We start from the raw sequence: 13,555 nt of genomic DNA, 5'->3' as shown, positions 1-13,555 counted from the left end.
TAGCAGCGGGGAGAAATGATATTTCCCCCTGCCGGGCGGCAGAGGGAAGAAAGCCTTACTGTGGGGTAGCAGCAGACTGATTTTGCGGACGATAGGCGATGTAGTAAGCCAGACCGACAAATACCGCGCCACCGACCGTATTGCCCAGGAAAACGGCAGCAAAATTAGGCAGGTAGTCGGCCCAGCTCAGCTGGCCGGCAAAAATAGCGGCCGGGATAATAAACATGTTCGCCACCACGTGCTGGAAGCCGATAGCCACGAACGCCATCACCGGGAACCACATGCCAAAAATCTTGCCGACCATGTCTTTACTGGCGAACGCCATCCAGGTCGCCAGACACACCAGCCAGTTACAGCCGATACCGGAAATGAAAGAGTGCATAAAGTCGGCGTGGACTTTGGCCGAGGCGATAGCCACGGTCTTTTTAAGGTAGTCGCCTTCGGTCATGCCAAGCACATGGCCAAAGAACCATGCTACGGCTATGCTGCCGATAAAGTTGGCAATGGTTACCCAGAACCAGTTACGCACTACGCTAAAGCCGCTGACCTGACGGGCGAACCAGGCGATCGGCATGGTCATCATATTGCCGGTCAGCAGCTCACCGCCAGCCAGCACGGTCAGAATAATCCCCACCGGAAACACCGCTGCGCCAAGCAGGCCGCCAAAGGAGCCCCAGTTAGCGGGCAGTTGATTAATAACGTGCAGATCCAGCAGGAAGCCGGTGGCGATAAAAGCCCCTGCAATAAAGCCGAGGATCAACAGGGTAGGGACAGACGAACGGCTTTTGGCGATACCAGCCTGAATAGCGACCGCCGCAATTTCTTTAGGTGAGTACAAGGACATAGTGGCTCTGATTCTGGTGTAGTGAAAGAAAGAATGGCCGAATCCGTCGCGTTATACGCGCGCATCCAGCGCTGAGAAGGGTTCGGCATTCGAAAACGCGGGAAGTTTTGCACGAGATTTTAACAAAAACAAGCGCAATTAAGCGCACAATTAACGCTCTGTTTACAGGATTAAACCCGACGCGCTGTGATTGCAGCGGGAACGTTGCCGGATTGCATTCACGACACCATTTGATCGCTGACATAACGGCGATTAAGGCGGATTATGCTGTGTGGCAAAAGGTGCGGATGCGGCCTTTTGCATCGCTTTGGCCGCTTTTTCAGCGATCGCACACAGATTGGCATTTTGCCGTTGACACGTTCGGCCCCGTTTCATATTATGCCCGCCGTCAAGACGACAAAGGTTTTTCGGCTCGGGGGTATAGCTCAGCTGGGAGAGCGCTTGCATGGCATGCAAGAGGTCAGCGGTTCGATCCCGCTTATCTCCACCAAATCTTCACCAGACGATTTGGCGCGAAAAACCGGTATTTTGTTGTGGGGGTATAGCTCAGCTGGGAGAGCGCTTGCATGGCATGCAAGAGGTCAGCGGTTCGATCCCGCTTATCTCCACCAATCACTTCTTTCGTTCTTCTCTGTTTCTGGCAGCGCTTGCGCAGCCGCATCCCTGTTTTTTTCTTCTGTTTATCAGCTCCCGATCCTGTTTTGCCTGTTACCTGATAAATCGGGCCTTAATCCTGTAAATGCGTTAAATCCTCCAGCTGAATAGCTGAATAAGGGGCCGCAGCTAAAATCTGGGTTAGATCTTCCGTAAGGCCAGGGCCGCGTATTTCTCCTGAGAACGCCGCAACAATGGCATTAATGTGAACAATTACGCTAATCCCGTTTACAAAACGCGCGCCAGTGATTGAGAAAAAGCGGAGACGTTAGTCTCCGCTGGGGCAGGTTAAAGCGTGGCGGCGAAGGTCAGCATTCTTTCAGCCAGCTCTTGTGGCGTTTGTAGCGGCATCAGGTGGCCCGCGCCCGCAATCACTTCCAGCCGCCCGGCGGGAAGGTGCGAGAGCGTCATTTTCTGCTGATCTTCAGCAGAAGGCACCTGATCGTCGGCCGAGCCGGCGATCAACAAGGCCGGACAGTCGACGGTACCGATACGCGTCGACCAGTCTTCCCGACTCCCTGCTTCAGGCCAGGCACGCCAGGCGTTAAGATTCGCGCGGCGGGCGTCGCGGATAGCTATCTCGCGCACCACATCGGGCAAACGCTCGCTGGCTGCCGTATCCACAAACTGTTCCGCTTCTTCCCGGCTGCCGCCATAGTTAATCTGGCTACGGCGATCTCCCTCGCTCATCGGCTGCGGGCCGGGCGGCGAAGGCGCGACCAGAATCAGTCCTTTCAGATAGTCTGGCCGACGCGCCGCCAGCGCCAGGGCGACTTTTCCGGTCATCGAATGACCGACCAGGATACAGTTGTTGAGCTGCAGTGCACGAATGCTTTCGTCGAACTGCGCTACCATCGACGCTACGTCATAGCCGGGAATATTGGTCGCTGCGCCAAAGCCTGGCGTATCCAGCGTTACGCAGCGGTGGTGCTCGTCCAGCCAGCTGATGGTCGGATACCAGGTATGTCCAGAGCCGCCTAAATAGTGCAGCAGGACGAAAACCGGCGCATCGTTTGCCTTGCCGTGCAGAGAACAGGGCAGCATAAAACACTCCTAACGTAATTGATCTTTGACGTCACCGAGCATGGCGATAGCCTGCTCATCATAACCGCGCGCCCGCAAAGGCTGGTTCACTTCGGCTTCCAGATCCGGCACATAGCCCACCAGGAACTCGCCGGGTGTGCTGAAAGTGACTTTGCCCAGCGCGGCGGGCAGCAGCAGCGTTTCCGCGCGTTCCAACGTCCAGCTTTCGCCCGCCGCCTCAATTTGCAGCGGCTCGCCCAGGTTGGAAATAATGCGCGCGCGCGTGAAGCCGTAGTCACAGGCGGCGGAAACCCGCCAGCGTTCCAGCGCGAAATAAGGCCCGGCACAGCAAAACAGCCGCGTGACCCGATCGTTTTCTTCCACGGTCAGGCCCTGATGCGGCCGCGTGGTCAGCTCCGGACGCAGCTCCGCCAGCAGCGCGTCGATGTTCTTCTCCCGCTCCTGCGGCGATATTTTGCTGCCGTCCTCCATCTGCCACGGCATGGCGTGCTGCTGGATATTGGACGTTTGCTCAATTTCATAAATCAGCGTATCCGGGCCGAAAGAGTGCAGCATGCCGCCCGGCACATAAAAAGTGTCGCCGGTTTTAACCGGATAGCGTTCCATTACCTCGTCGTATTCTTCAGCCAGCAGAGCAGCGCGCAGGCGTGGCTGGCTGACGCCGGGCTTGATGCCTGCCAGGCAGCTGGCACCGGGCGCGGCCCATAAAATATGCCAGGCCTCGCTTTTGCCGTTGGGCTGCTGCTCAAGGCGCTGCGCTGCCTCATCGTTGGCGTGCAGATGCACCGGCAGCATCCCGGTGCCGTCAATAAATTTGCTCAGCAGCGGGAAATGCGGGCCGCGCCAGCCGGGCGCAACCAGCTCGTCGGGATAGCGTTCGGTCAGCTCGTGCAGGCTCATACCGGCATAGTCGCCGTTTTTAACGGTGGCGCGCATGCCTTCCACATCGCTAACTTCCCAGGTTTCCGCTATGCGTCCGTCAGGCAGGCCCGTTTTGGCGAGGCGGGTTTTAATCAGTTCGCCACCGAAGATATGGGTGGCAATCGGCAGCGTCAGCCGTAAGGGATAGGCTTTCATCTTCGCTCCTTAAAAGACGTCCGTTCTCTGTCCTTAGGGCGTGACGAGGCCGTCCGGGCAGGAAAGCGGGAAGAGAACGGGCGAGAAGGCTATGGAGCCGCAGCCCCATAGCCAGACGATCAGATGACGGCAACGCCGCCGGTGACGGCAATGGTCGCGCCGGAGATATAGCTGGCTTCGTCGCTGGCCAGCATCACATAGGCAGGTGCCAGCTCGGCAGGCTGCCCGGCGCGCTGCATCGGCACTTCGCTGCCGAAGTTTTTAACCTGTTCGGTCGGCATCGTGGCAGGGATCAGCGGCGTCCAGATCGGGCCAGGGGCCACGGCGTTGGAGCGAATACCCTTATCCGCCAGCAGAGCAGCCAGGCTGCCGGAAAAGTTGATAATCGCCGCTTTGGTGGCGGAATAGGCAATCAGTTTCGGCTTGGGCTGATCGGCATTAACCGAGGCGGTATTGATAATAGAGCCGCCCGCAGGCATATGCGGCACCGCCGCTTTACAGATGCGGAACATGGCATAGATATTGGTTTTCATCGTGCGGTCAAACTCGTCATCGCTGATCTCATCCAGCGACTCACGGGTCATCTGGAAGGCGGCGTTATTGACCACGATATTGATTTCGCCGAAGGCTTCCACGGCCTTGCTAACGATAGCCTTGCAGTGTTCCGCTTCGGTCACGTCGCCAGCCACCAGTACTGCTTTCTGTCCCGCTTCTTCAATCAGGCGCGCGGTTTCTTTCGCATCTTCGTGCTCGTCCAGATAGGAAATCAGCACGTCCGCGCCTTCACGAGCATAGGCGATAGCCACGGCGCGGCCGATACCGGAGTCGCCACCGGTAATAATGGCTTTTTTACCTTTCAGACGGCCGGAGCCTTGATAGCTGGCTTCGCCGTGATCGGGAACGGGCTGCATTTCGTTAGTCGCTCCCGGCCATGTTTGCTGTTGTTCTGGGAGTGGAGGTTGGGGGCGATTTGTCGTCGACATAGGCTCTCCTCTTGAACCAGCAAGAATGCCGGTGATAAATGAATTATGCTGCCGCAGGAACCGGAGTTCGCTCGGCAACAGAATGAATAACAATGATTTTTACAACGGATTCGGTGATTTCTGACCGTTAAGGACTAAGCATAGTCAAAAAAAACCAAAGTGCTAAACCGATTCGACCAACGGGGCAGAAAAGCGGCGGGCGGGAAACCAGGCCGCTTTAACACGGCCTGGCAAAGTCAGGCGGAGGGCGTAAGGACGTTAAAACCGTGCGTGCCGTCGCGATCCAGCTGCGCAATCAGGCCATATTCCCAGTCAAGGTAGGCCTGCATCGCAGAGGCGGCGTTGTCGGTGCCTTCATAAGGGCGACGGTAGCGATCGTCCCGCGGTTGCAGAAGTCTTGTTTCACCCTGCTGTATGGGTAAACCGGCAGCTCGCCAGGCTGCGTTGCCGCCTTTAAGAACCGTTACCGGTTTTTGCGTCAGCGCGGACAGCTCTTCCACGGCGTAGCGAGCCAGCAGACTGCTGCCGCAGGTCACCACGTAACGCTCTGCCGGCGGCAGCGCAGCGCTGCCCGTCCGCGTCAGCAGCGAGCGTTGCAGCCAGGACGCGCCGGGGATATGGCCCGCCACATAGTTCGCGCTGGTGGTGAAATCCAGCACCTGCGTGTCGCCCGCTTCCAGCCATGCGGCCAGCCCGGCTGGCTCCACTTCCGGCAGGGCGGGCAGGGGCGGCACCGTGGGTTTCCAGTCGCCGTGCTCGATAAAATCTTGTCGGCTGATATTATCCACAACCGCAACGTCCCAGCCCATCTGCGTCAGCCAGGAGGCACTCATATCGGCGCGCGCTTTTTTGTCGTCAACCAGCACGATTTTTGCACCGCGCACGCTGGCATAGTGATCCGTTTCCTGCACCAGCTGGCCGCCCGGCACGTGGCGAGCGCCGGGTAAATGACCCGCTGCGTATTCTTCGGCGTCGCGCACGTCAAACAGATAAACCGTGCGCTGGGTTTGCTGCCGCAAAGCGGTCAAATCAGCGAGCGTAATCTGCCTGACGCCAGCGCGATCGGCAACCTTCCGGGCGCTGCGTGCGGCCTGAAGCTGCGCGGTCTCGCTCACCTCGCCGTAACGGCGGTTCTGCTGATGATCCAGCGCCAGCCCGGCCAGCGTCCAGCCAATGGTGCCATTGCGCAGCGCATAAATCGGATTACGCACGCCCGCATTGACCAGCGACTGCGTACCGATAATGCTGCGAGTGCGTCCGGCGCAGTTGACGATAATTTTTGTTTCCGGCGACGGGGCCAGATCCCTGACCCGCAGCACCAGCTCGGCGCCCGGCACGCTGATGCCGCCCGGAATGCTCATGGTCTGATATTCGTCAAAGCGGCGGCTGTCCAGCACCACTACCGGCTCACCGCTTTGCAGCAGGGCATGGACCTCCTGCGCGGGCAGCGAAGGCGTGTGGGCACGGCTTTCGACCAGTTCGCCAAACGCCTTGCTCGGCGAATTGACGTCGATAAAGATTTCGCCGCCCGCTTCGATCCAGCCCTGCAGGCCGCCCGCCAGCAGCGCCACGTTGCTGTAGCCCAGCGCGATTAACCTTTCGGCGGCGGCCTGCGCCAGGCCTTCGCCGTTGTCATACAGCGTGACGGGCGTCGCCAGGCGTGGGACGCGGTTAATTATTTCCAGTTCCAGCTTCGACAAGGGAATATTAGCGGCAAACAGCGGGTGGCCTTCGGCGTAATAAGCCTCTTCCCGCACGTCCAGCAGCGCAGTTTCCTGGCGCTGGAGCAGGGCGTAGCGAATATCGCTGTAGTGACGTAAAGGCAGTGATTGCTTAGCCATGTGAGAGATCCCAAATATTTGGTAAAAAAGCGTTGTTATAGCCGGAGATGAACGGTTTTTCGCTGCCGTCCTCGTCATAAACGGCCCGTTTCACCGCGCCGATATTGCCGCCGTAAACGTGAATGCTGATGGAGGGGCGATCGGCAAAAGCGTTGCTGACGCGGTGGATATCACCCACCTCAGGCGAAACGGCCTCTACGTCGCCAGCATTCAGGCGAACGGGCTCGCCTTCGGGCCAGAGTGCGCCTTGCTCATCACGACGAAAGTGCTGCGCAACTTCCGCGCCGCGCAGCATGCCAATTAACCCCCAGACCCGGTGGTCGTGCACCGGCGTTGACTGGCCCGCTCCCCAGACGAAACTGACAACAGAAAAGCGCTGCTGCGCGTCGGCATACAGCAGATATTGTTGATAGCGCTGCGGATCGGTCTGCGCAAAAGGCTCAGCCAGCCAGTCATCGTGGCGGATAAGCTGTTTTAGCAGCTCGCTGCCTTCTTGCAGCACGCGCTGTTCTGGAGGCTTTGTGTCCAGCAGCGTAGCCAGATCGCCGACAAAGGCGCGCAAACGATGGTGCTGAAGGTTACTCATGGCTGTTCTCCCCGGCAGGCTGTGTTAATCCGGCGGCCGCCTGATTAGCCTGGCCCGCCAGCTGATAATCGAAAGCCTGGCGGACATTCACCGCTTTCGGCAGCACGCGGTAACGTAAGAAAAAGTCGGCGGAATGCTGGAGCGAATCCGCCAGCGTGGGCGTGAAATTGACCGGACGGATCTGCGCGTTGGCGATCCAGCGCTGCGTAATGGCGGGCGGCATCCCCAGCGATTTGCTCAGCGCGTCGGCAAAGGCTGCCGGATGCTGTATCGCCCAGATCTGCGCTTTGGCCAGTCGGCCCTGAAGATCGGCGATCGCCTGACGTTTAGCCGGATCCTTTAACGCTTCCTCGCGGGCGAGCGCATACGAATAGCCGGAAAGAATGCCCTTGCCGCCGCCCTGCGGCACCAGTACCGCGTTATCCACCACGATAGCCGAAGAGACATAGGGTTCCCAGGTCGCCCAGGCATCTACGGCATGGCTGGCCAGCGCGGCGCGGCCATCAACCGGGCCAAGAAAACGCAGCTTAACGTCGGCGGGCTTCAGTCCGGCGCGCTCAAGCAGCCCCAGCACCAGATAGTGTCCCCAGCCGCCGCGATTGACGGCGATCTGTTTGCCTTTCAGATCGCTCAGCTTGTGAATACCGCTGTCTGGCCGCGTCAGCAGGGCGATGCTGTCGGGATTGTTTTGCCATGCGCCTACCGCCTTCACCGGCGCGCCGGCGGCATAGACAAACAGGAAAGGCAGATCGCCGGTAAAACCTACGTCCAGCGCGCCGGCATTCAGCGCTTCCTGCACCGGCGCGCCGGAGTCAAATGAGGTCAGTTTCAGCTCATAAGGTAAATTATTCAGCTCGCCGGACTCTCGTAGCGAAATAAAGCGATCGCCCTTAACGTCACCCAGGCGCAGCGTCACTTTTTCTGCCGCCGTAGCGGCGCCAGCCATAACCGAAAGCAGGATGGCGACGACCACACGCATCAGGCGCTCCTTGCGACACGGCGCGCCGCAACTTTTTCGCGCGTCAGCGGGATCAGCTCTTTGCCATACTCCAGCGCGTCGTTGAGCGGATCGAAACCCCGGATCAGCACGCTTTCGATGCCCAGGTTGTAGTAATCCAGTAGCGCGTCGGAAACCTGATCCGGCGTGCCGACCAGCGAAGTGGAGTTATAGCCGCCGCCGACCAGTTTGGCGATGCCGGTCCACAGATTTTTATCCAGGCGATCGCCTTCGTTAGCAGCGGCGAACAGCCGTTCCGCACCGACGCTCTGCGGTTTTGGCAGGCCGAAGTCGTGGCCGGTAGCGAGCAGCTTCTGCCGGGCCGTTTCGCGGATATACTCCGCTTTTTCCCAGGCTTCTTTTTCGGTCGCGGCGATAATCGGACGGAAAGAGATATTAAAACCGATCTGTCGACCATGGCGAGCGGCGGCGGCACGTACCGCACGCACGGTTTCGGCCGCGCCCGCCAGCGGTTCGCCCCACAGTGCAAAAACGTCGGCATGTTTCGCCGCCACGCTAATCGCTTCCGGCGAGGAACCGCCAAAATAGACCGGCAGCTGCGGCTGTAGCGGCTTGACGGCGGAAAAAGCCTGTTCAGCCTGATAAAGCTCGCCCTGATGGTCGAAAGGCGCTTCGGCCGTGAGGCTGTTTTTCAGTACCTGCAAAAACTCATCGGTGCGCGCATAGCGTTCGGCTTTGTTAAGGTAATCACCGTCGCGACGCTGTTCGGCATCGTTGCCGCCGCTGATGATATGCACCGCCAGGCGGCCATCGGTCAGCTGATCCAGCGTCGCCAGCTTGCGGGCGGCAAGGGTAGGGGAGACAAAGCCGGGACGGTGCGCCAGCAGGAACTTCACTTTTGAGGTATGTGCCGCCGCGTGGGCGGTGACCAGAAAGCCGTCGGGCTGATCTGACCAGTAACCGACCAGAACGCGATCGAAGCCGGCCTGTTCATGGGCGCGGGCGAAGTCGGCGATATACTGTTTGTTAAAAATGGGGCCGCTGGGCGGAATGATTTCCGAGGCCAGGCGATGGCCGATCATGCCAAGAAACTGAATGCTCATCTTGAATTCTCCGAAGTGGGCGGGCAGAAAAGGGCGTAGAAGGAACCCTACTTTCAGAGACGTAAGCTGTGAAATTCTTATATGTGCTGAGGAAAGTTAAAAAACAGCTATGGCGAAGGCGGCTTTTGGCGCATAACGAGCGAGCCGCTGGCTAAACGCTGAAGTGTATTGGCTAAACGGGCGAGATGCTGGCTAAACGCTGCTGTGTGTTGGCTAAACGGGCGAGCCGCTGGATAAACGCTGTTGTGTTTTAGCTAAACGGGCGAGATGCTGGCTAAACGCTGAGGTGCACTGATTTAACGCTGAGGTATGTTGGCTGAATGCTGCGGCGTGCTGATTAAAAGAGAAGGCGTGCTGGCTAAGAAGATAACGCGAAGCAAGCAGCGCGCCGGAAGCCTGGGAGGCTTATCGAACCGACCCGCGAAAGGCGGGTCAGGAAAGGCAAAAGCTTTCAGTCACCCATCTTAAAAGGCTTGCTGACTATCTCGCCTGCCTGTTCCGCTTTTTTCTTCGCCTGCAGGAGCTGCCTAATCATTGCCTTTTTTTGCATGCGGATAGCGTCGAAATCAATATGTTGGGTTGGGGTTTCAATTGTCCGTTTGTAGCACATAGTTCGCTCCTTCTTTAAATACCCTGAGGTTGCGCTGGCCAGCCTGCTGTCTGACCAGCCGATCGTAAACTTTAATCAGTTGAGGAGTATACGCCTGGAAGGCCAAGAGTTGTATGTTTTCTCGCCTGGCAACCTGCAGAATGATGTCGATCAGAGACGCGTAAAAAAACAGCGTTTCATGCAGCGTAAGCGCGGCGGCGGCTGGCGGCCTGTCGAACATATCGCAGTCGGGATTATCCTGTGCTTCAAGGTTGTAAAAGCTGACGACGGCCAGGTTGGCGTCAGCTACTTCATCACCGAACAGCTTTATGAGTAGCGGTATTTCGGCTGCCGCTTTCGCAAAAAAGGCCAATCGGAAAGTCATCTGCCGATTTACCTGGGCAGCAAACATAAATCTGATATCCATCGTCCTGTAGACATCAAATCCCTGCAGCTCGCTATGTAAGATTTCATAGTGGCAGCCCGCCATAACAAATCCTCATCCTGAGTCTCATGGGCTGCTTTATAGCATTACTTTTATTATGGGTTAAAGGCGATCTTCCCGGATGCGCGACATAAAATGTTTTACTGCGAGACGATACGCAAAAAAAAGGCGAACCCGGAGATTCGCCTTTCTTGTCGAGCCAGACCGCTATCAGCCCAGCACCAGGCCTGCAATGGAAGCGGAGAGCACGCTAACCAGCGTCGAACCGTACAGCAGCTTCATGCCGAAGCGCGACACTACGTTGCCCTGCTCTTCGTTCAGGCCTTTGATAGCGCCCGCCACGATGCCGATAGAGGAGAAGTTGGCAAAAGAAACCAGGAACACGGAAAGGATGCCTTCGCCGCGCGGCGACAGAGTACCGGCAATTTTTTGCAGGTCGATCATCGCCACGAATTCGTTGGAAACCAGCTTGGTCGCCATGATACTGCCGACCTGCAACGCTTCGCTGGCGGGCACGCCCATTACCCAGGCAAAAGGATAGAACACATAGCCCAGCACGCCCTGGAAGCTGATACCAAAAATCGTATCAAACAGCGTATTGACGGCGGAGATCAGCGCGATAAAGCCAATCAGCATCGCGGCGACGATGACCGCCACTTTGAAACCGGCAAGGATATATTCGCCCAGCATTTCAAAGAAGCTCTGTCCCTGATGCAGATCGTTCAGCTTCAGGTCTTCTTCGTTTTCGATGCGGTACGGGTTGATCAACGACAGCACGATAAAGGTGCTGAACATATTCAGGATCAGCGCGGCCACCACATATTTCGGCTGGAGCATGGTCATATAGGCGCCGACGATGGACATCGATACGGTCGACATCGCCGTAGCGGCCATGGTGTACATGCGGCGCTGCGACATTTTGCCCAGAATATCTTTATAGGCGATAAAGTTTTCTGACTGTCCCAAAATCAGCGAGCTTACCGCGTTAAAAGATTCCAGCTTACCCATGCCGTTGACTTTTGACAGCACGGTGCCGATTGCCCGGATAACCACGGGCAGAATACGGAAGTGTTGCAGAATACCAATAAGGGCGGAGATAAAGACGATAGGGCAGAGTACGTTAAGCCAGAAGAACGCCAGGCCTTTATCGTTCATGCCACCAAAGACAAAGCTGGTGCCCTGAGCGGCAAAGCCCAGCAGCTTGTCGAAGAAGCCGGCAAAGCCTTTGACAAACCCTAAGCCGATTTCGGAGTTCAGGAAGAACCAGGCCAGTAGCACCTCGATCACCAGAAGCTGAATAATAAAACGGACGCGGATATTTTTCCGATCGCTGCTGACCAGTAAGGCCAGTAACGTCACCACCACCAGCGCCAAAGCAAAATGCAGAATGCGGGACATGAGTGCTCCAAATTTGAAGGCTGTTATATTTCGCTGCACATTCTATGTAACAAGTTGCAGAAAAACGAGACTAAAGCCTCAATATAATAAATTCCTATCGGCTTAAATCGACATTCTGCTTTCCTGTCACATCCTGATACTGTTTAAAAAACCACCCGTCAACTTGTGGGGGAATACTTTTTAACCTAAAGTAAGTTTATCGCTTACAAATCGGCCACACGAAACGCTACCTTTGGGTATAGCAAAGGCTATACTTTTTAGCGTAGGCTATTACAGCGATAAGTTTAACCAGTACAAATGATGTTGATAATCATTATCATTTGAATGACAATACCTTCCTCGGGTGTATTAAGGGGTAAGACGATGTTTGAAGGCCGCACCGCGGAGCAGACGGTCCGTAGTTCCCGTAAAATCAAATTCGCGCTGATGGGGCCCGCTTTTATTGCGGCGATTGGCTATATCGATCCCGGCAACTTCGCGACCAATATCCAGGCTGGCGCTTCCTATGGCTATAAGCTGCTGTGGGTGGTGGTCTGGGCCAATATCATGGCGATGGTGATCCAGTTAATGTCCGCTAAGCTGGGCATCGCCACCGGCAAAAACCTGGCGGAGCATATCCGCGATCGCTTTCCGCGTCCTGCCGTATGGTTCTACTGGATCCAGGCGGAAATTATCGCCATGGCCACCGACCTGGCCGAGTTTATCGGCGCGGCTATCGGCTTTAAGCTGCTCTTTGGCGTCAGTTTACTGCAGGGTGCGGTGCTGACGGGCGTGGTGACGTTCCTGATTTTGATGCTGCAAAGCCGGGGCCAGAAGCCGCTGGAACTGGTCATCGGCGGCCTGCTGCTGTTTGTGGCGGCGGCCTATGTGATCGAGCTGTTTTTCTCTCAGCCAAAAGTGATGGATCTGATGCAGGGCCTTGCCGTGCCGACGCTGCCGACCGCCGATGCGGTGCTGCTGGCGGCGGGCGTGCTGGGCGCAACGATTATGCCGCACGTGATTTATCTGCACTCTTCCTTAACGCAAAGCCCTGACGGCGGCAGCCGCGCAGAGCGCTACTCCTCGACAAAACTGGATGTGGCGGTCGCCATGACCATCGCGGGATTTGTGAATCTGGCGATGATGGCGACGGCGGCGGCGGCTTTTCACTTCAGCGGCCATACCGGCATCGCGGATCTGGATCAGGCCTATCTGACGCTCGATCCGCTGCTGGGCCGTGCGGCGGCCATAGTCTTCGGTCTGAGCCTGCTGGCGGCCGGACTCTCTTCCACCGTAGTGGGAACGATGGCGGGGCAGGTGGTAATGCAGGGCTTTATCCATATACGTATTCCGCTCCTGGTGCGGCGTGTTGTGACGATGCTGCCCTCGTTTATCGTGATCCTGGCTGGCTGGGAGCCGACGCGCATTCTGGTGATGAGCCAGGTGCTGCTCAGCTTCGGTATCGCGCTGGCGCTTATCCCGCTGCTCTCTTTTACCGGCAATCGCGAACTGATGGGCGAACTGGTGAACTCGCGCCTGATGCAGGCGGCAGGCAAGGTTATCGTGGTGGTGGTGGTGGCGCTGAACTTCTATCTGCTGATATCTATAGCGATGGAGCTTTAGGCGAGACGCTAAGCAACAAGTGAAAAAGGGTGCTCCTGTGAGCACCCTTTTTTTTACCAGCGTCCGTCGTGGTGACGATCCCGCTCGTGACGCCATTCGCGCTGCCGTTCGTGGTCGCGCCAGCGCTGGTCGCGTCGCCATTCATGCCGTTGACGCATCTCCTGTTGACGGCGCCACTGTTCATGGCGCCACCAGCGGCCTTCGCCATAGCGATAGTTGTTGCGCCACCAGTGGCCTTCGCGCCAGCGGCCGCCGTCCCAGTAACGCCCGTGACGATCGCGATCGCCCAGATGAAGCGAAACGCCCGGCGCTAACATAATCCGGGCGCTGTCAGCCTGTGCTGTGTGTAAGGCTGAACCTGCCAGCAAAGCGGCAATAAGCAATAGATGTTTCATTTTCTCTCCTTATCAGCGGCACAACTGCTCCGCCCT

The 13,555-nt window shown here is 57.3% G+C and carries 12 protein-coding genes and 2 tRNA genes; 3 read left to right on the top strand and 11 right to left on the bottom strand.

The window, feature by feature from the left end; genetic code table 11:
* Nucleotides 1-55: 55 nt before the first annotated feature.
* The gene (locus ACA373_RS08870) at nt 56-844 is read right to left on the bottom strand and encodes a formate/nitrite transporter family protein (RefSeq protein WP_125290868.1); all 789 of its coding nucleotides are present in this window, start codon (nt 842-844) and stop codon (nt 56-58) included.
* Nucleotides 845-1,258: 414 nt separating this feature from the next.
* On the opposite strand from ACA373_RS08870, the gene ACA373_RS08865 reads away from it, so the two are divergent.
* Both ACA373_RS08865 and ACA373_RS08860 read left to right on the top strand, forming a co-directional pair.
* Nucleotides 1,259-1,334: transfer RNA gene (locus tag ACA373_RS08865), tRNA-Ala, on the top strand.
* Between the two features lie 45 nt (nt 1,335-1,379).
* Nucleotides 1,380-1,455: transfer RNA gene (locus tag ACA373_RS08860), tRNA-Ala, on the top strand.
* A 331-nt stretch (nt 1,456-1,786) separates the two neighbouring features.
* On the opposite strand, the gene ACA373_RS08855 is transcribed toward ACA373_RS08860, so the two are convergent.
* The 9 genes from ACA373_RS08855 to ACA373_RS08815 all read right to left on the bottom strand — a co-directional run bounded on the left by ACA373_RS08855 (nt 1,787) and on the right by ACA373_RS08815 (nt 11,522).
* Nucleotides 1,787-2,542 carry an alpha/beta fold hydrolase gene (locus ACA373_RS08855; protein ID WP_370734353.1) on the bottom strand — a complete coding sequence of 252 codons (756 nt, stop codon included), beginning with the start codon at nt 2,540-2,542 and terminating at the stop codon, nt 1,787-1,789.
* Nucleotides 2,543-2,551: 9 nt separating this feature from the next.
* Entirely contained in the window at nt 2,552-3,619 is a 1,068-nt protein-coding gene (locus tag ACA373_RS08850) for a class I mannose-6-phosphate isomerase (RefSeq protein ID WP_253459510.1), read from the bottom strand.
* Between the two features lie 119 nt (nt 3,620-3,738).
* Entirely contained in the window at nt 3,739-4,602 is an 864-nt protein-coding gene (locus ACA373_RS08845; RefSeq protein ID WP_125290865.1) for a glucose 1-dehydrogenase, read from the bottom strand.
* A 236-nt stretch (nt 4,603-4,838) separates the two neighbouring features.
* The gene (locus ACA373_RS08840; RefSeq protein WP_370734352.1) at nt 4,839-6,443 is read right to left on the bottom strand and encodes a rhodanese homology domain-containing protein; all 1,605 of its coding nucleotides are present in this window, start codon (nt 6,441-6,443) and stop codon (nt 4,839-4,841) included.
* Nucleotides 6,436-7,029, bottom strand: a complete 594-nt coding sequence (locus ACA373_RS08835) for a cysteine dioxygenase (protein ID WP_301730772.1) — start codon at nt 7,027-7,029, stop codon at nt 6,436-6,438. The genes ACA373_RS08840 and ACA373_RS08835 overlap by 8 nt, the downstream gene beginning before the upstream one ends.
* Nucleotides 7,022-8,008 (bottom strand): ABC transporter substrate-binding protein, encoded by a 987-nt coding sequence (locus ACA373_RS08830; protein ID WP_370734351.1) that lies wholly within the window; start codon nt 8,006-8,008, stop codon nt 7,022-7,024. Before ACA373_RS08830 ends, ACA373_RS08835 begins: the two co-directional genes overlap by 8 nt.
* Entirely contained in the window at nt 8,008-9,090 is a 1,083-nt protein-coding gene (locus ACA373_RS08825; protein WP_370734350.1) for an LLM class flavin-dependent oxidoreductase, read from the bottom strand. Before ACA373_RS08825 ends, ACA373_RS08830 begins: the two co-directional genes overlap by 1 nt.
* Before the next feature lie 587 nt (nt 9,091-9,677).
* Entirely contained in the window at nt 9,678-10,169 is a 492-nt protein-coding gene (locus ACA373_RS08820; RefSeq protein ID WP_370734349.1) for a hypothetical protein, read from the bottom strand.
* Nucleotides 10,170-10,334: 165 nt separating this feature from the next.
* Nucleotides 10,335-11,522 carry a NupC/NupG family nucleoside CNT transporter gene (locus ACA373_RS08815; RefSeq protein WP_253459524.1) on the bottom strand — a complete coding sequence of 396 codons (1,188 nt, stop codon included), beginning with the start codon at nt 11,520-11,522 and terminating at the stop codon, nt 10,335-10,337.
* A gap of 363 nt (nt 11,523-11,885) precedes the next feature.
* Between ACA373_RS08815 and ACA373_RS08810 the strand changes: the two genes are divergently transcribed.
* A complete protein-coding gene (locus tag ACA373_RS08810; RefSeq protein ID WP_253459527.1) occupies nt 11,886-13,124 on the top strand; it encodes an Nramp family divalent metal transporter in 1,239 nt (412 codons plus the stop codon).
* A gap of 53 nt (nt 13,125-13,177) precedes the next feature.
* On the opposite strand, the gene ACA373_RS08805 is transcribed toward ACA373_RS08810, so the two are convergent.
* A complete protein-coding gene (locus ACA373_RS08805; RefSeq protein WP_253459530.1) occupies nt 13,178-13,519 on the bottom strand; it encodes a DUF2502 domain-containing protein in 342 nt (113 codons plus the stop codon).
* Nucleotides 13,520-13,555 lie beyond the last annotated feature (36 nt).

The organism is Erwinia sp. STN24, assembly GCF_041320675.1.
In the GTDB taxonomy this organism is placed as follows: Bacteria; Pseudomonadota; Gammaproteobacteria; order Enterobacterales; family Enterobacteriaceae; genus Erwinia; species Erwinia aeris.
Note: the sequence above shows the minus strand (reverse complement) of the source record. Positions and strands in the feature narration are given on the sequence as shown.

Bases quoted from the DNA above. Each gene is read 5' to 3' on its own strand.
- ACA373_RS08870 (WP_125290868.1), bottom strand. From the start codon at position 844: ATGTCCTTGTACTCACCTAAAGAAATTGCGGCGGTCGCTATTCAGGCT.
- ACA373_RS08855 (WP_370734353.1), bottom strand. From the start codon at position 2,542: ATGCTGCCCTGTTCTCTGCACGGCAAGGCAAACGATGCGCCGGTTTTC.
- ACA373_RS08850 (WP_253459510.1), bottom strand. From the start codon at position 3,619: ATGAAAGCCTATCCCTTACGGCTGACGCTGCCGATTGCCACCCATATC.
- ACA373_RS08845 (WP_125290865.1), bottom strand. From the start codon at position 4,602: ATGTCGACGACAAATCGCCCCCAACCTCCACTCCCAGAACAACAGCAA.
- ACA373_RS08840 (WP_370734352.1), bottom strand. From the start codon at position 6,443: ATGGCTAAGCAATCACTGCCTTTACGTCACTACAGCGATATTCGCTAC.
- ACA373_RS08835 (WP_301730772.1), bottom strand. From the start codon at position 7,029: ATGAGTAACCTTCAGCACCATCGTTTGCGCGCCTTTGTCGGCGATCTG.
- ACA373_RS08830 (WP_370734351.1), bottom strand. From the start codon at position 8,008: ATGCGTGTGGTCGTCGCCATCCTGCTTTCGGTTATGGCTGGCGCCGCT.
- ACA373_RS08825 (WP_370734350.1), bottom strand. From the start codon at position 9,090: ATGAGCATTCAGTTTCTTGGCATGATCGGCCATCGCCTGGCCTCGGAA.
- ACA373_RS08820 (WP_370734349.1), bottom strand. From the start codon at position 10,169: ATGGCGGGCTGCCACTATGAAATCTTACATAGCGAGCTGCAGGGATTT.
- ACA373_RS08815 (WP_253459524.1), bottom strand. From the start codon at position 11,522: ATGTCCCGCATTCTGCATTTTGCTTTGGCGCTGGTGGTGGTGACGTTA.
- ACA373_RS08810 (WP_253459527.1), top strand. From the start codon at position 11,886: ATGTTTGAAGGCCGCACCGCGGAGCAGACGGTCCGTAGTTCCCGTAAA.
- ACA373_RS08805 (WP_253459530.1), bottom strand. From the start codon at position 13,519: ATGAAACATCTATTGCTTATTGCCGCTTTGCTGGCAGGTTCAGCCTTA.